Here is a 16,882-nt window from a genome sequence, read left to right as displayed (position 1 = left end):
GGAAGGAGCGCGACCTTGAGTAGCGAAATCATCAAAGTTCCCGATATCGGTGGCGATACCGATGTCGAAATCATCGAGATTGCGGTGTCAGAAGGCGACGTCATTGAAGCGGAAGACACCCTGATCACTCTGGAATCCGACAAAGCCAGCATGGATGTACCGGCCCCGACAGGCGGCAAGGTGGTCAAAGTGTTGGTGAAAGAGGGCGACAAGGTCTCCGAGGGCGACGATATCGTCGAGCTGGAAGTGGAAGGTAGCGGCGATGCCGAACCGGAAGCCAAGGCTGACAGTGCCGCCGAGGAAGCGCCTGCGCCCAGGCAGGAAAAGGCCCCTGCACCGGCAGCGAAAAAAGCCAGTGGTGGCAAGCAGACCGTTGATATCAAGGTGCCTGACCTGGGTGGTTCCGACAACGTCGAGATCATCGAAGTGGCCGTTGGCGAAGGCGACGACGTCAACGCCGAAGACACGCTGATCACGCTGGAGTCCGACAAGGCTTCCATGGACGTGCCCAGCCCGCATAGCGGAAAAATCGTCTCCTTGACCGTCAAGGAAGGCGATACCGTGTCGGAAGGCGATGTCATCGGCAAGATGGAAATCGCCGGTGGCGATGACGCTGCCGACGAAGAGCCTGCCAAGGCCGAACAGCCTGCCCCTGCCAGCGAACCCGCCGAAGAAGAAGCGGCTGAAGAAGAGAGTGGCAGCGGTGAGCCAGAGCGCAAGGAGATCCGCGTGCCGGATCTTTCCGGCTCTGCAGACGTGCCCATCATCGAGATTGGCGTGTCGGTAGGCGACGAAGTCGACGTCGAAGACCCGCTGATCACCCTGGAGTCCGACAAGGCTTCCATGGACGTGCCCAGCCCTTACAAGGGCAAACTCGTCGAGCTGACCGTCAAGGAGGGCGATACCGTCTCTGAAGGCGACGTGATTGGCTACATGGAAGTGGCGGGCGCCAAGAAGGCCGCGCCGAAGAAAGCGGCGCCTGAAAAGGCATCGCAAAGCAGTGCCAGCCCGGCCAGCGCCAAGCCTGCGGCCAGTGGCGGCACGCCGAGCCCAGAAGCGCAAATGGCAGCGCACAAGCCCCGTGACGGCAAGCTGGTACATGCTGGCCCGGCGGTACGCATGCTGGCCCGCGAGCTGGGTGTCGACCTGGGGCTGGTGAAGCCCAGCGGCCCGAAAGAGCGCGTGCTCAAGGAAGACGTGCAGGCCTACGTCAAGCAGGTGATAGCCAACCAGGGCAGCGCCCAGGCCGCCGCACCAGCAGCGTCAGGTGGCGCGGGTATTCCTGCCGTGCCGGAAGTCGACTTCAGCCAGTTCGGTGAAGTGGAAGAGAAGCCGATGGGCCGCCTGCTCAAGATGGGGGCGACCAATCTGCATCGCAGTTGGCTCAACGTGCCTCACGTCACCCAGTTCGACGAAGCCGATATCACCGAGCTGGAAGACTTCCGCAAGGCGATGAAGGCCGAGGCCGAAGCCCAGGGGGCGAAGCTCACGCCGCTGCCGTTTTTGGTCAAGGCGTGTGCCTTTGCACTGCGCAAGTACCCGCAGTTCAACGTCAGCCTGAAAGGCGACGGCGATACGCTGGTCTGGAAGAAGTACGTGCATATCGGTATCGCGGTGGATACGCCGGATGGCCTGATGGTGCCCGTACTGCGCGATGCCGACAAGAAATCCTTGATCGAGATTGCCAAGGAAATGGCAGAGCTGGGCAAGAAAGCGCAGACCAAGAAGCTCAAGCGCGACGAGATGACCGGTGGCTGCTTCACCATTTCGAGCCTGGGCTCGATCGGTGGCACGGCCTTCACGCCTATCGTCAATGCGCCTGAAGTGGCGATCCTGGGCGTGTCGAAAGCGCAAATGAAGCCGGTGTGGGATGGCAGTGCCTTCCAGCCGCGCTTGATGATGCCGCTGTCGCTCTCCTATGACCACCGGGCGATCAACGGTGCCGATGCGGCACGCTTCACTGCCTTCCTGGCAGACGTGCTCACCGATATCCGTCGTCTGTTGCTGTAATCAGACCACGAGCAAGCCACAAGCGGCGCCCCCATGGGCGCCGCTTGTGTTTCTATGGCGTCAGCAGTAAACCAGCGTGACCAAAGTACTAGCCATCGCCACTTTGCTGTTTTCGCTTGAAAAAACGCAAAATAATCGGCCTTTCAGGCTTTTGGGGAGTTGTGTCGCCTGAACGGCACGGTTATTGTCGATTCATTGATTTATTCGATCACCACCAATCAAGTACGAACATTCAAGGAGCAGTGCCATGCGTTTAATCCTGTTGGGTGCCCCCGGCGCGGGGAAGGGGACTCAAGCTCAGTTTATTTGTGAGCAGTTCAAGATTCCCCAAATTTCCACCGGGGATATGCTGCGCACCGCCATCAAGGACGGCACTGAGCTGGGGCTCAAGGTCAAGGAGATCATGAACAGTGGTGGGCTGGTGTCCGACGAAATCATCATCGACCTGGTCAAGGAGCGCATCAGCCAGCCGGACTGCGCCAACGGCTTCCTGTTTGATGGGTTCCCCCGCACCATTCCCCAGGCCGATGCCATGAAAGAAGGCGGCGTGAAGCTCGATCACGTGCTGGAAATCGCCGTGCCGGACGAAGAGATCGTCAGCCGTCTGGCCGGACGCCGCGTTCACCCCGCCTCGGGCCGTGTCTACCACATTGACCACAATCCGCCCAAAGAGCCGGGCAAGGACGATGTCACCGGGGAAGCCCTGATCCAGCGGGAAGACGATCAGGAGTCTACCGTGCGCAACCGTCTGTCGGTGTACCACGAGCAAACGGCTCCGTTGGTGGAGTACTACCAGCAGTGGGCCAAAGAGGACCCGGCCGCTGCACCTCAATACCACCGCGTGGAAGGGGTGGGCAGCGTGGCCGATATCACCCGCCAGGTGAAAGAAGCGCTGAGCTGAGCCTGGCAAAGACTGCTCGACTGACGATGGCCCGCAGGTTCCCTGCGGGCCATCGTCGTCAAGGCCGCTAGACGGTATACTGGCGGCCTATTTTTTTCGGAGTGCCACACGGTTATGTCGTCGCGATATCTTCTGGCATTGGATGCCTCCTCCAGTGCCTGCTCTGCCGCGCTGCTGCGTCAGGAGAGTGATCAGTCCGAGTGCCTGGCGCGTTACGAAATGACGCCGCGCGCCCATACCAAACGCTTGATGCCGATGGTCGACGAGCTGCTGGCTACCGCCGCCATTGTGCCCGGGCAGCTGGACGCCGTCGCGTTTGGCCGTGGGCCGGGCTCCTTTACCGGCCTGCGCATTGCCGCCGGAGCGGCCCAGGGGTTGGCCTTCGGCCTGGAGCGCCCGCTGCTGGGTATCTCGACGTTGGAGTCCCTGGCCCTGCAGGTGCATCGCCGCTATCACTTTCGCCATGTGGTGACCGCGCTGGATGCCCGAATGGGTGAAATTTACGTGGCCAGCTGGCACTGCCTGAATGACGTGGTCAGCCCGCAAAGCGATGAGCGAGTACTGGCCCCAGGCGCTTTTAGGCTGCCATCCGATGAAACCGACTGGGTCGGGGTCGGCTCGGGCTTTGCGCTTTGGGACGCTTTCGATGTGGCAGTGCATGTGGGCATGACCCAGCACCTCAGCGACGACCTGGAGCCGCGCGCCGAAGAGATGGCCTGGCTGGCCGCGCGGGACCTGGACGCAGGGTTGGGTGTCGCCGCCCATGAAGCGCAGCCCGTCTACCTGCGTAACGACGTGGCCTGGAAAAAGCCGACATGAGCTCGGCGCGCCCACCGATAGCGCTGCCCGCGGGGCTGACGCTGGAAGAGCGCGATGGCCGATTGGCGCTGGTCGGTGACGAGCGCCAGTACGGCAAGCCCTTGAGCGTCGATTTCGTGTCCGGCAAGGCGGCCCATCGGCGTCAGTTTGGCGGTGGGCGCGGCCAGCTGGTGGCCAAGGCGTGCGGGCTTTCCAAAGGCGTGACGCCAAGCATCGTGGATGCCACGGCAGGGCTCGGGCGTGACGCGTTCGTGTTGGCCAGCCTGGGTGCCGAGGTGCTGATGGTCGAACGCGTGCAGGCCATTGCCGCGCTGCTGGAGGATGGCCTGGCCCGGGCGGCCAGGGACGCCGAGACGGCGCCCATCACCGCGCGCATGCAGCTGCGTCATGGCGATGCCTGTGAGGCGCTGGCGGCGCTGGTGGCCAGCGCCGAGTTCACCCCGCAGGTCGTGCATCTGGACCCCATGTTTCCCCATCGCGAGAAATCGGCGCTGGTGAAGAAGGAAATGCGCTTGTTTCGTGAACTGGCCGGAACGGACGATGACGCCCCGCGCTTGCTGGAAGCGGCGCTGGCGGTGGCCACTCACCGGGTGGTGGTCAAGCGCCCGCGCAAGGCACCGCCTATTGCAGGTCCTGCGCCACAGCATACAATCGAAGGCAAAACCAGCCGCTATGACCTGTACGTTCACCGCTCCTTGAGCCGCTGAGGCGGCCTGCAGGCATGGCGCAAGAGAAGGAGTCTCTATGCAGTACGCGTGGCGAGAAGGTAACCGTGTGATTCTGCTGCCGGAAGCATCGCGCTTTCTGCCAGCCATGTTCGATGCGGTCCATCAGGCCCAGCACTATGTTTTCGTAGAGCTTTATCTGATGGAGTCGGGTGAGTTGGCCGACCAGATGATCAATGTGCTGGTGGCTGCGGCCGCGCGTGGCGTGCAGGTGTATGTACTGCTGGATGGCTATGGCGCCATGGGGCTGGACCGCGAAGATCGTGAGCGGCTGCAGGAGGCAGGTGTGGCCTTGCAGCTGTTCAACCCGATTGGCTTCCACTCGCTGGCACGCAACCTGAGTCGTGACCATCGCAAGATCGTGGTGGTGGATGGCGAGGTAGCCTTCACGGGCGGGTTTGGCGCGGTGGATGAATTCCTGGAGGCCTGGTACGAAATCGCCGCCCGGATCCAGGGGCCCGTGGTGGCCGATTGGGAGGCGCTGTTTCGTCGCTTGTGGCGTTCGCGGCTGACCCGCTATGCGTCCCCGCAAGGGCCGCGTCTGGCACTGCCGGAGGCGCGGGTAGCCGAGCCGCACGAAGTGGGTGTCAGGGGCAGGGTCATCTCGGGTCGTGGCTATCGCTACCAGGCCATTCGGCACTCACTCTACGCGCGGGTCCACCAGTCTCGCCAACGGCTGTGGCTATGTACGCCCTATTTCGTGCCGACCTTTTCGCTGCGTCGGCGGCTGGTGCGCGCGGCCAAACGCGGGGTGGACGTTCGCCTGCTGCTACCCGGTGCCAAGCATGACCACCCCGGCGTGCGTTACGCAGGCCAACGCTTTTACCACAGCTTGCTGAAAGCAGGCGTGCGCATCTTCGAATTCAAGCCAACCTTCATTCATGCCAAGTTTGCTTTGGCAGACGACTGGGTGAGCCTGGGCTCCTGCAACTTTGACCACTGGAACCTGCACTGGAACCTGGAGGCCAATCAGGAGGTGGAAGATGCTGCCTTCGCCAACGACGTGCGCGAGCTGTTCGAGCGCAATTTTGCTGCCAGTGACGAGGTGGATGCCCAGGCCTGGGCCGCGCGGCCCTGGTGGCAGCGCGCCCGGGAGTGGGTGTATGGCGCGCTGGATGGCCTGGTGACGCGGCTCAAGTAGCGGCTACTTGCGTTTTTTGCCCTTGGCAGGGGTTTTCTTGCGGGGCTTGGGTTTGGGCGTCTCGGGGGGCACGCGGTAGTGCAGGTAGAGGTCGAGCACCAGTTCGGGTAGCTGGGCCACCAGCGCTTCCTGATTGGCCTGGTCGCTGGCCATCTCGGCCATGTCGGGTTCGTCATCAAACAGACCCGAGAGCAGCATGAAGGGCAGCAGCAGGGTGGCCGCAGCCTCTTCGTCCTCCTGGAACCAGGCGCTTTCGTCGCTGAACACGCCTTCCATGAAGCCTGCGCACCAGTCTCCGATGGGGGTCTCTTCGGCGGGCAGGCCATCCAGGGTCAGCTCGAAGGGCAGCTCTGGTAGACCGCCTTGCTCCAGCACCGCCATGGCGTTATCACGCAGCAGGCAGAGGAGGTGCGTGACCTCGTCGCGTTCGGCGTCGTTCTGGTAGTTGGGCTCGCCCTGAAAGAGCTCGGCAAGCCACGCATCGCGGGGCTGTTCGCTGGGCGCCACGGCCAGGGCCACCAGGAAGCCATGGGCCGAGATCAGGTCCAGGGCATCTTCGCCCACGCGGTCCGAATCGAGAAAGTCGTCCAGCCTGTCCAGCTGCTCATCTTCCAGCAGCGGCTGGGGTGGCACGCTGTCGGAAGCGGTTGCGGGGGGCTCGTTGTTGCGCTCTGCCATGAAAAGCCTCATCGGGTATCTTGAATCGAACAACATCTTGACGGTTAGTTTATCACTAATGAACACCACACCACTGCCTTCCTGGCCTGCTGATGAGCTGGAAGCGTTGTCACCACCCGCGCTGGCTTCCGCCGCCCGTGAACGGGTCGCGGAAGCGCTGGCCCGCTGTCGGGAAGTGTATCCGACGCTACCGACCCCCGGGGTCTGGTTCGACCTGAAGGGCGCAGGGGCTGGGCAGGCCCACTGGGGCAGACAAGGGCTGCGCTTCAATCCCGTGCTGATGGCGGCCAACCGCATGGCCTTCTTCGACGAGGTGATCCCCCATGAAATGGCCCACTGGCTGGTCTTTCACTTGGCCAACGGCACCCGTTTGAAACCCCATGGCCGGGAGTGGCAGACCGTCATGCGTGACCTGTTTGGGCTGGAACCCCGGGTTACCCACCGTTTCGATATCGGCCAGGCGCAGTCGCGCCCCTACCGCTACCAGTGCGCCTGCCAGACCCACGCCTTTACGGCCAGGCGTCATGCCTTAGTGGTAAAAGGGCAGCGGTATCGCTGCCGACATTGTCATCAGACCTTGGTCTACAGTGCTTGATGAATCCTGGAAACATGTTTTAAGTGCATGTTTTTTAAAATAAAAATGTTAATACCAATGTCTAAGGGGAAGCCGTCATCGGGAGGTTTATGCTAGGTAAAGATTAGCCGGGTCGGTGCCACCAATAACAAGACCGACACAACTTCCACGAGAGTGCATTTTCACGGACAGAGGCAATTTCATGAGCGAGCATCAGAACGTCTATCCAGTGCGCGATAGCATCGCAGCCAAGGCATGGGCCGACAAAGACAAGTATGCGGCAATGTATCAGCAGTCCATGGAGGACCCTGAAGGCTTCTGGGCCGAGCAAGCCAAGCGTCTCGACTGGATCAAGCCCCCCAGCAAGATCAAGAACACCTCGTTCGCCCGCGACAACGTCGATATTCGCTGGTTCGAAGATGGCGAGCTGAACGTCAGCGCCAACTGCCTGGACCGCCATTTGGCCACGCGTGGCGACCAGACGGCGATCATCTGGGAAGGCGATGATCCCAGCGAATCCAAACACATCACCTACCGTGAGCTGTACGAGCGTACCAACCAGCTGGCCAATGGCCTGAAATCGCTGGGTATCCAGAAAGGCGATACGGTCACGCTGTATATGCCAATGATTCCCGAAGCCGCCATGGCCATGTTGGCCTGTGCGCGGATCGGCGCAGTGCACTCGGTGGTCTTTGGTGGCTTCTCCCCGGATGCCGTGGCTCAGCGCGTCATTGGTGCGGACTCCAAGCTGGTGATCACCGCCGATGAATCAGTGCGCGGTGGCAAGCATGTGCCGCTGAAAGAGAACGTCGACTCGGCGCTGACCCGTGATGGCACCGACGTGTGCAAGAACGTGCTGGTCGTCAAACGCACCGGGGGCGATATTGACTGGCAGGCAGGCCGTGACCTGTGGTTCGACGAGCTGGTCGATCAGCAGTCGACCGAGTGCCCGGCCGAACCCATGAACGCAGAAGATCCGCTGTTCATTCTGTATACCTCAGGCTCTACCGGCGCGCCGAAAGGGCTGAAGCATACCACGGGCGGATACCTGACCTATGCCGCCATGACCCATCAATATATTTTCGACTACCAGGAAGGTGAGATCTACTGGTGTACCGCCGACGTGGGCTGGGTCACCGGGCATAGCTATATTGTGTACGGGCCGCTGGCCAACGGCGCCACGACGCTGATGTTCGAAGGCGTGCCCAGCTATCCGACCCATGGCCGGATGGGCGACATCGTCGACAAGCACCAGGTCAACATCCTCTATACCGCGCCGACCGCCATTCGTGCACTGATGGCCCATGGTGACCGCGTGATGGATTCCAGCAAACGTGACTCGCTGCGCCTGCTGGGCTCGGTGGGTGAGCCAATCAACCCGGAAGCCTGGGAGTGGTTCTACCGGGTCATCGGCAACGAGAAGTGCCCCATCGTGGATACCTGGTGGCAAACCGAGACGGGCGGCATCATGATTGCGCCGCTGCCGGGGGCCACCGACCTGAAACCAGGCTCGGCGACCACGCCTTTCTTTGGCGTCAAACCTGCCCTGGTCGATAACGAAGGCCACCAACTCGAAGGAGCCACCGAGGGCAACCTGGTGATTCTAGACTCCTGGCCGGGGCAAGCGCGCTCTATTTGGGGCGATCATGAGCGCTTCGTTCAGACCTATTTCTCTACCTACGACGGCATGTACTTCACGGGCGACGGCTGCCGTCGTGATGAGGATGGCTACTACTGGATCACCGGCCGGGTGGACGACGTGCTGAACGTCTCCGGCCACCGCATGGGCACCGCCGAGATCGAGTCGTCTCTGGTGGCGCACTCTGCCGTGGCCGAAGCGGCTGTAGTGGGCTTCCCCCACGATATCAAAGGCCAGGGCATCTACATCTACGTGACCCTGAACGACGGTATCGACCCCACGGACGAGCTAAAGAAAGAGCTGACCCAGTGGGTGCGTAAGGATATCGGCCCCATTGCGTCGCCGGATGTCATCCAGTGGGCGCCGGGGCTGCCCAAGACCCGTTCGGGCAAGATCATGCGACGCATCCTGCGCAAGATCGCGGCCAACGAGTGTGATGGGCTGGGCGATACCAGTACGCTGGCAGACCCGTCGGTGGTCGATGATCTGATCGAACATCGTGCCAACCAGTAAGGGAAGCACCCCCATGAATCGTCTTGTGGGGGCTGCTTTCAATGACCAGCGTCACGCCTGGATTTATTAAATCAGGGCAAACTGCGTTAGTCTGTTGCGGTGCTTAGCCATGAGCACCGCTGTTTCTGTTTGAATGACGTTCCAATGACAAATTGTGCATGTGATGCTTGGGCATGATGAAGCCCATGGGGTACCATGCCTCAACCGTATGAGCCTAGCGTCGCGGCGGCAGGCAACCCCGCTGCTCGAGGAACCGGAGGAAAATCCATGGCAGTAGCCCATAAGTTTATCGTCGCTGACGACCATCCGCTGTTTCGCGCAGCGCTTACCCAAGCGTTGCGCCAGTTGGCCCCCCAGGCCGAGATCGTCGAAGCCGACACCATGGAAGCCACCACAGAGGTCGTCAACCGACATCCCGATGCGGATTTGATCCTGCTGGATCTGCACATGCCGGGAGCCCACGGCTTTTCGGGGTTGATTCAGCTGCGCGGGCAGATGCCCGATATTCCCGTTGCCGTGGTGTCCGGCAGCGATGAGCCTTACGTGGTGCGGCGCGCCATCGACTACGGGGCGTCCGGGTTCATCCCCAAATCCTCCTCACTGCAGCTGATTGCCGAAGCCGTGGGCGAAATTCTGCAGGGGGAAGTCTGGTTGCCTGAAGCGCTGGCCAACGTACTGGAAGAGACCAGCGAAGAGGAGTCGCGTTTTGCCGAAGCGATTGCGTCGCTGACTCCCCAGCAGTTCCGGGTATTGAACATGCTCACCGAAGGTCTGCTCAACAAGCAGATTGCCTATGAGCTGAATGTCTCGGAAGCCACGATCAAGGCGCACGTCACGGCAATTCTGCGCAAGCTGGGCGTTCACTCGCGCACCCAGGCGGTCATCGCCGCGCAAAAGCTGGAAGTGGAGCCGCCCAAAGTCGAGTCCTGATCGCGACGGTAGGCAACCAAAACGCCGCGCCTGGAATTCTCCAAGCGCGGCGTTTTGTTAGCTATGGCTTTGTCAGGGGCAGGGTCAGAGTTTGGCCCGACTGGCCTGCAGGGTGCGTGTCAGCAGAGCACGCAGGGCGGCGGGTTTCACGGGTTTCAGGAGCATGTGGTACCCCGCCCGCTTGATCTCCTCGGCCACGGTTTCGGTGCGGTCAGCGGTGATCACGATGCCCGGTACGGCCCCTTCGAAGCGCTCGCTGAGGGCTTCCAGAGCCATCAGGCCGGTGACTTCGTTATCCAGATGGTAATCCGCCAGGATGGCATCCGGGTCGCCATCCATGTTGCGCAGAATCGACTTGGCCCCTCCGATACTGGTGGCGGTGAAGACCTCACAGCCCCAGCCGCTCAGCATGGCGGTCATGCCCTCCAGAATCAGGGTTTCATTGTCGATACAGACGATGCGGGTGCCCACCAGCTTGTTGCCACTGCGGCGATGGCCAGCCTCTTGCTCTATCGGCGCCATCTCCTTGGCCGCCACGATGGGCACGCTCACCGAAAAGACCGTCCCGACGCCTTCCCAGGAGCGTACCTTGATGGGGTGGTCCAGCACACGACTCATGCGGTCGGCGATGGACAGGCCCAGCCCCAGCCCTTTTTCGCTCTCCTTGTGACGCGACACCTGATCGAGACGACGAAACTCCTGGAAAATCTCGGTGAGCTTGGACTCGGGAATGCCGGGGCCGCTATCCCATACCTCGATCAGCAGCCGTTCGCTCTGGCGGCGGCAGCCCAGCAGCACGCGCCCTTCCTGAGTGTAGCGAATGGCGTTGGAGAGGAAGTTCTGCACGATACGGCGCAGCATTTGCGGGTCAGAGTCGACCCACTTCTGGGTGGGAACGACGTCCAGGTCCAGACCGCGGTCGTCGGCCATGACTTCGAACTCGGCCCGCAGCGGGCGGAAGATGTCGGCTAGCGCGAAGTGGCTGCGGCGTGGGGTCAGCGCGCCCGCATCCAGCTTGGAGATATCCAGCAGCGTACCCAGCAGCTCTTCGGCGGCCTGAAGCGAGTTGTCGATATGCCCAATGGTGCGCTGGGTATCGCTGGCGGTGACGTTTTGCATCAGCGCCGAGGTAAACAGGCGCGCAGCGTTCAGCGGCTGCAGCAGATCGTGGCTGGCGGCGGCCAAAAAGCGCGTTTTCGAGGCGTTGGCATCCTCGGCCAGCTGCTTGGCCTGGCGCAGCGCTTGCTCCGCTTCTGCGCGCACCCGGTTCTCCTGGCGCAGAGCGGCGTTGGCCTCTGAAAGCGCCTGGGTGCGCTCCCTGACGCGCTCCTCCAGGGTTTCATTGGTCTCCTTGAGCGCAATCTCGGCCTGGCGGCGTTCGGTAATATCCTGATACAGCGCAAAAAAGCCTAAAATCGACTGGCTGTCGCCAAAGTGGGGCGTATAGGTCACCAGCATGTAGCGCATGGCGTCATTGACGCGCATGGAGACTTCGAAGCTGACACGCTCACCGGCCAGCGTTCGCTGTACCCAGGGCAGCCGCTCTTCGGCCTGCTTGACCGGCAGGACGTCTTCATAGCGACGCCCGATGACCGCGTTACGATCGATGCTGAAGGCCTGCTCGTAGGCGCGGTTGGTGAACAGGTAGCGGCTCTCCTTATCGAAGTAGGCAATCAGCGCCGGTACGTTATCGGTGTAGATACGGATATTGTTTTCAGAGCGAATCAGCGCCTCTTCGATGCGCTTTTGCTGGGTAATGTCCTGATAGGTATAGACGAAGCCGCCCCCGGGCATGGGATTGCCCTGCACTTCCAGCACGCTGCCATCCTGGCGGTAACGCACGTAGCGGTGGGGCTGGCCTGCCCGAATATTGTCGATCAGCAGCTGGACATGCTCCTCCGTGTCGCCGGGGCCATACTCGCCATTATGGGCGTTGTAACGGAAGATGCGATCCATGGGGGCGCCGACCCGAATCAGGTGGTCGGGGAAGCGGAACAGCTCCAGATAGCGCTGGTTCCAGACCACCAGCCGCAGATTCTGGTCGACCACGCTGATGCCCTGATTGATGTTTTCGATGGTGGCCTGCAGCAAAGCGCGGTTGAACTCCAGCACCTGGGAGGCTTCATCGACGATGGAGATCACATCGGAAATGCCGATGCCGCGCCCCTGCAGCGCCGAGTTCACCACAATACGGGCCGACGAGGCGCCCAGCACCGATGCCAGGAAGCGTTCGGTGAACTGGATGACGTCGATGGAGGCGCGGGCGCCATCGTCCAGCGGTTTGCCCACGCGACGGGCGTAGTCTTCGAAGGCGCGGTCCACCTGGCCTGCACCGAGGAAGCGCTCACACAGTACCTTCAAGTCGCCTACCGTGGTCGCGCCCGTCCAGGGGCGGTTCACCGAGGTCTGGCGGGTCTCGACGCTATCGACGAACAGCGACGCCTGAATGCGCTCGACCACGCGCTGGGAGGTGATCTGCGAGACGAAGATATAGCAGAACAGATTGATCCCCAGCGAGAGCATTACCCCGTGGGTGAACGGGTCGCCCAGGTTGAGGCCGAACAGGGCCGTGGGCGAGAGCCACGAGATGCCCAGTGGCCCGCCGAACAGCCATGCCTGGGGCAGCACGCCGGCGTTGATCATGGCCGGCATCAGCAGGCTGTAGGCCCAGATGGCAAAGCCGGCATTCATGCCGATGACGACGCCCAGCCGGTTACCGCGCTTCCAGTACAGCCCGCCGATCAAGGCAGGCGCAAATTGCCCAGCCGCGGCAAACGAGAGCATGCCGATGGAGGCCAGCGAGGTGAACTCGCCAATCAGCTGATAGAAACCGTAGGCCATGGCCAGCACGGCGATGATGGTCAGGCGGCGAGCGCGCAGCACCAGCCGTCCGTAGTCTCGGGCCTTGGTGTCGAACCAGCGCAGCCGGAACAGGGCCGGAATGACGATTTCATTGGAGATCATGATGGACACCGCCACCGCGGCCACGATGACCATGCCGGTGGCTGCGGAAAAGCCGCCAATGAAGGTCAGCAGGATCAGCCACTGCTGGCCTGAAGCCATGGAGAGCGCCAGCACGTAAGTGTCGGGCTCGACGCCGCTTTCCGAGAACAGCATCAGCCCTGCGGCGGCCAGCGGTACCACGAAGAAGGCAATGGCCAGCAGGTAGAGCGGGAATAGCCAGCGCGACTTGCTGGCGTCGTCCGGGTGAATGTTCTCGACTACCGCTACGTGGAACTGACGTGGCAGGCAGAGGATGGCCAGCATGGCCAGTAGCGTTTGTGCCCAGAAGCTCTGGCCGAAATCCTGGTTGGCCAACTGGCGCTGCAGCTCCAGCTGGCTTTCCGCATGGCCCATCAACTCTCCCAGCCCGCCGAACATGCCCCAGGTGACGAAGGCCCCCAGCACCAGGAAGGCCAGCAGTTTGACCAGTGACTCGAAGGCGACCGCGTGAATCAGCCCCTCATGGTGCTCGGTGGCATCGGTATGGCGTGTGCCAAACAGGATGGCAAAGATCGCCATGACGATAGCCACATAAAACGCCGTATCGGCAAACAGCGGGGTGTGAGTGATGTCCTGTGCATCGGTCAGCACGCTGAAACTGGTCGAGACGGCTTTTAGCTGCAGGGCGATATAGGGCAGCGTACCGATCAGCGCCACCAGGCTGGCAAAGGCGGCCAGCGACTGCGTCTTGCCGTAACGCGACGCAATGAAGTCGGCGATGGAGGTGACGTTCTGGTGCTTGGCAACGCGAATCATCTTGGCCAGTACCGGCCAGAACAGCAGAAACGTCAGAATTGGCCCGACGAAAATGCTGGCAAACGACCAGCCTGCCGTGGCGGCCTGGCCCACCGCGCCGTAAAACGTCCAGGACGTACAGTAGATCGCCAGCGCCAGGCTGTAGATGATGGGGCGGCGGCGGCTGGCGCCATGGGTCCGCGCTCGGCGGTCGCCGTACCAGGCAATGCCGAACAGCACGGCAATATAGAGTAGTGATACGGCTACCAGCAGCCCGCCGTGAAACATGCTTCTCTCCCTGTCTTGTTATCTGCGCCCCATGCGGCGGTGCGTTCGGTGAGGCTCCATTCTAGGGGAATTGCCCTGCAGCGCCAGTGCTCAAGATGAATGAGCAGGCTCGGCGCAGGCTTGTTCGAGCAGCGTGGAGGAGGTGCGCAACGTGCGGATGCCGGTGATGTCCGGCGAACGGGTGTCGATATCCACCGGCACCAGCTCACGGCTGCTGCAGTTCAATAGGTAGGCCTGGGGAATCACCAGGTCCGTATGGTGGCGCTCGAAGTGGTAGAGCATGAACTCGGCAAGCAGGGCGCCCTCGTGCTGGGTGCTCTGCAGGCTATCGCGGTCGAGCACGCTGAAGCGCGTGGTCATGGGAAACACGAAGGTCCAGGGGCGCCATACTTCGGTGCCGGTACTGCTGTCCACGACCACCGCCGAGGCGGGCAACTGCTGCTGCTTGTGATCGAACCAGGAGTACTCCACGTGAATCTGGTAGCTCAGCATGCCGAGTCCGGCAAAGACCGGCACGATCCATTTGGGCAGACGGCGTCCTGACAGGTGGCGCAGTATCAGGGCAATACCCGCCGCCGCCAGGGCGGCGAAGACAGCGGCAATCAAGTGCCAGATCATAACGATGCTTCCTAAAACAGCTCGGGCTTCCCATGGGAAGCCCGATGCGTGATGGGTTCCAGGGCTAGCCCGTTGGCTAGCCAGGAACGATTATGGCTTAGTGATCGACAGCGGCACCAGCCCCTTTCGGGTAACGCACGCTCTCGACAAGCTCCTGAATCTCCTTGGGCGGTGCTGCCGTGACGCTGGAGACAGCGAAGGCGACCGCAAAGTTGATCAGCGCGCCGACGGCACCGAAGGAGAGCGGGGAAATGCCGAGGAACCAGTTGTCAGGCGTGTTCGGCAGCATGTTGGTACCGGGGATGAAGAACCAGCCCAGGTAGGTGAAGATGTACAGCAGGGTAGCCACGAGGCCCGCCAGCATGCCGCAGATTGCGCCAGCGCTGTTCATGCGGGTGGAGAAGATACCCATCATCAGCACGGGGAACAGCGAGGCTGCCGCGATACCGAAGGCCAGGGCGACCGTCTGTGCCGCAAACCCGGGTGGGTTCAAGCCCAGATAGGTAGCCAGCAGAATGGCACCCCCCATCGAGATCCGTGCCGCCAGCATCTCGTTTTTCTCGGAAATGTTGGGGTTGATGGTGTTCTTGATCAAGTCATGACTGATGGCCGAGGAGATCGCCAGCAGCAAGCCCGCAGCTGTGGACAGGGCGGCAGCGATACCCCCCGCGGCGATCAGGCCGACCACCCAGCCGGGCAGGTTGGCAATCTCCGGGTTGGCCAGTACCAGAATGTCATTGTTGACGTTCAGCTCGTTGCCTTCCCAGCCGCGCGATTCGGCGGTGGCTGCGAATGTTGTGTCGGCGTCGTTGTAGAACTGGATACGGCCATCGTTGTTCAGGTCATTGAAGGTGATGAGGCCGGTATCTTCCCAGGTTCTGAACCAGGTGGGACGGTCTTCATACAGCAGAGGCTCGGCCGCTGCCATTTCGTAATCCTCTACCTGCCCGGTCATTTCGGGATAGACGGTGGTCATCAGGTTCAAGCGCGCCATGGAGGCCACCGCAGGTGCGGTGAGGTAAAGCAGAGCGATGAACACCAGCGCCCAGCCGGCAGACCAGCGAGCGTCAGCCACCTTGGGTACCGTGAAGAAGCGAATGATGACGTGGGGCAGGCCCGCCGTACCGATCATCAGCGACAGGGTGAACAGCACCATGTTCAGCTTGTTGTCCACATCTGCGGTGTAGTCGCGGAAGCCCAGCGCGTTGACGACGTCATCCAGCTTTTGCAGCAACGGAACGCCCGACTCGGTGTGGGTGCTGAACATGCCGAACATCGGGATCGGATTGCCGGTCAGCTGCATGGCGATGAATACCGCAGGAATGGTGTAGGCCACGATCAGTACGATGTACTGGGCCACCTGGGTGTAGGTAATGCCTTTCATGCCACCAAATACGGCGTACAAGAACACGATGGCAGCGGCGATCCAGATGCCCCAGGTACTGGGCACTTCGAGGAAGCGAGAGAACGCCACCCCGGCACCGGTCATCTGGCCGATGACGTAGGTCACCGATGCGATGATCAGACACACCACCGCCACCACGCGGGCGGTACGGCTGTAGAAGCGCTCACCGATGAAGTCCGGCACGGTAAACTTGCCGAACTTGCGCAGGTAAGGTGCCAGCAGCATCGCCAGAATAACGAAGCCGCCTGTCCAGCCCATCAGGAAGGTGGAGTTGGCGTAGCCGCCCGAGGCAATCAGGCCCGCCATGGAGATGAACGACGCGGCAGACATCCAGTCGGCAGCCGTGGCCATACCGTTGGTAATGGGGTGAACACCGCCCCCCGCCACGTAGAAGTCTTTGGTAGACCCGGCCCGTGCCCATATCGCAATGCCGATATAGAGCGCGAACGACGCGCCTACGAACAAAAGGTTAATGGCAAATTGGCTCATGCTTGCTTACTCCCCCAGGCCAAATTTCTTGTCGAGCTGATTCATTCTCCAGGCATAGAAGAAGATCAGGCCGATAAAGGTGAGAATGGAGCCTTGCTGAGCGAACCAGAAACCCAGGTCCGTACCGCCAACGGAAATGCTGGCCAGCAGTGGGCGGAACAGGATGGCGCATCCGTAAGAGACGAAGGCCCAGACGATCATGCACCCGAAGATCAGGCGTACGTTGGCCTTCCAGTACTCAGCAGCATTGGTCTTGTCGTCTGCCATTGTGTTGCTCTCCAGTTGTGATTTTTAGGGTTGGAAAGTGAACTCAAGATAGCGTGTGATCCATCAGGGCAACGCAGACAAGAGATACCGACGGTGGTGGACTCATTGAATGGCGTTACCAGGCACGTCACCTTATTGTTGTTAAGC

At 61.4% G+C, this 16,882-nt stretch carries 13 protein-coding genes; 8 read left to right on the top strand and 5 right to left on the bottom strand.

The window, feature by feature from the left end:
* Positions 1-15 precede the first annotated feature (15 nt).
* From aceF to RVM27_RS05530, 5 genes are all read left to right on the top strand, one after another.
* Complete coding sequence (aceF, locus tag RVM27_RS05550) at positions 16-2,010, top strand: pyruvate dehydrogenase complex dihydrolipoyllysine-residue acetyltransferase (protein WP_498957550.1); 1,995 nt, start codon at positions 16-18, stop codon at positions 2,008-2,010.
* Positions 2,011-2,257: 247 nt separating this feature from the next.
* Positions 2,258-2,911, top strand: coding sequence for an adenylate kinase (gene adk, locus RVM27_RS05545; RefSeq protein ID WP_081136315.1), 654 nt, complete (start codon positions 2,258-2,260; stop codon positions 2,909-2,911).
* Between the two features lie 114 nt (positions 2,912-3,025).
* Entirely contained in the window at positions 3,026-3,730 is a 705-nt protein-coding gene (tsaB, locus tag RVM27_RS05540; RefSeq protein WP_498957549.1) for a tRNA threonylcarbamoyladenosine biosynthesis protein TsaB, read from the top strand.
* Positions 3,727-4,437, top strand: coding sequence for a class I SAM-dependent methyltransferase (locus RVM27_RS05535; RefSeq protein ID WP_081136312.1), 711 nt, complete (start codon positions 3,727-3,729; stop codon positions 4,435-4,437). The genes tsaB and RVM27_RS05535 overlap by 4 nt, the downstream gene beginning before the upstream one ends.
* Before the next feature lie 37 nt (positions 4,438-4,474).
* The gene (locus tag RVM27_RS05530; RefSeq protein ID WP_498957548.1) at positions 4,475-5,596 is read left to right on the top strand and encodes a phospholipase D-like domain-containing protein; all 1,122 of its coding nucleotides are present in this window, start codon (positions 4,475-4,477) and stop codon (positions 5,594-5,596) included.
* Positions 5,597-5,599: 3 nt separating this feature from the next.
* Here RVM27_RS05530 and RVM27_RS05525 read toward each other — a convergent pair whose 3' ends face one another.
* A complete protein-coding gene (locus tag RVM27_RS05525; RefSeq protein WP_081136309.1) occupies positions 5,600-6,274 on the bottom strand; it encodes a YecA/YgfB family protein in 675 nt (224 codons plus the stop codon).
* Between the two features lie 58 nt (positions 6,275-6,332).
* On the opposite strand from RVM27_RS05525, the gene RVM27_RS05520 reads away from it, so the two are divergent.
* From RVM27_RS05520 to RVM27_RS05510, 3 genes are all read left to right on the top strand, one after another.
* On the top strand, positions 6,333-6,869 hold the full coding sequence (locus tag RVM27_RS05520; RefSeq protein WP_081136307.1) for a SprT family zinc-dependent metalloprotease: 537 nt from the start codon (positions 6,333-6,335) through the stop codon (positions 6,867-6,869).
* Positions 6,870-7,050: 181 nt separating this feature from the next.
* Positions 7,051-9,000, top strand: coding sequence for an acetate--CoA ligase (acs, locus tag RVM27_RS05515; RefSeq protein ID WP_498957547.1), 1,950 nt, complete (start codon positions 7,051-7,053; stop codon positions 8,998-9,000).
* A 267-nt stretch (positions 9,001-9,267) separates the two neighbouring features.
* Entirely contained in the window at positions 9,268-9,930 is a 663-nt protein-coding gene (locus tag RVM27_RS05510; protein WP_016916171.1) for a LuxR C-terminal-related transcriptional regulator, read from the top strand.
* A gap of 84 nt (positions 9,931-10,014) precedes the next feature.
* Here RVM27_RS05510 and RVM27_RS05505 read toward each other — a convergent pair whose 3' ends face one another.
* The 4 genes from RVM27_RS05505 to RVM27_RS05490 form a co-directional block, all read right to left on the bottom strand.
* Positions 10,015-13,956, bottom strand: a complete 3,942-nt coding sequence (locus tag RVM27_RS05505) for a hybrid sensor histidine kinase/response regulator (RefSeq protein ID WP_498957546.1) — start codon at positions 13,954-13,956, stop codon at positions 10,015-10,017.
* 90 nt (positions 13,957-14,046) lie between these two features.
* The gene (locus RVM27_RS05500) at positions 14,047-14,574 is read right to left on the bottom strand and encodes a hypothetical protein (protein WP_096921454.1); all 528 of its coding nucleotides are present in this window, start codon (positions 14,572-14,574) and stop codon (positions 14,047-14,049) included.
* A gap of 97 nt (positions 14,575-14,671) precedes the next feature.
* Entirely contained in the window at positions 14,672-16,468 is a 1,797-nt protein-coding gene (locus tag RVM27_RS05495; RefSeq protein WP_498957545.1) for a sodium:solute symporter family protein, read from the bottom strand.
* Positions 16,469-16,474: 6 nt separating this feature from the next.
* Positions 16,475-16,735, bottom strand: coding sequence for a DUF4212 domain-containing protein (locus RVM27_RS05490; protein WP_039181551.1), 261 nt, complete (start codon positions 16,733-16,735; stop codon positions 16,475-16,477).
* Positions 16,736-16,882: the final 147 nt, after the last annotated feature.

This window comes from Halomonas sp. KM007, from assembly GCF_050709225.1.
Classification (GTDB): Bacteria; Pseudomonadota; Gammaproteobacteria; order Pseudomonadales; family Halomonadaceae; genus Vreelandella; species Vreelandella hamiltonii.
This window is presented reverse-complemented; position numbering and strand designations above follow the sequence as displayed.